1 protein-coding gene is annotated in these 255 nt (G+C 68.2%); it reads left to right on the top strand.

Features of this window, described 5'->3' with window-relative positions:
- The coding region (locus tag IU448_RS28635) for an AMP-binding protein (RefSeq protein WP_195058852.1) at positions 1-255 on the top strand (255 nt) is incomplete at both ends.

Raw genomic sequence — 255 nt, 5'->3', positions numbered from 1 at the left:
GAACCGTGTGGCGCGGGCGCTGATCGAGCGTGGTCTGGGTGCCGAGGATTTGGTGGCGGTGGCGGTGCCGCGGTCGGCGGATTCGGTGCTGGCCGAGTGGGCGGTGACGAAGTCGGGTGCGGCGTTCCTGCCGATCGACCCGACGTATCCGCAAGACCGGATCGCGCATATGCTCTCCGATTCCGGCGCGCCGGTGGGTATCACGATGTCGTCGGTGCGCGGTGATCTGCCGGATTCGGTGGACTGGCTGGTGCT

Source organism: Nocardia flavorosea, from assembly GCF_015477805.1.
GTDB classification, from domain to species: Bacteria; Actinomycetota; Actinomycetes; order Mycobacteriales; family Mycobacteriaceae; genus Nocardia; species Nocardia flavorosea_A.
The sequence above is the reverse complement of the archived record's forward strand: the minus strand, read 5'-3'. Positions and strand labels throughout refer to the sequence as shown.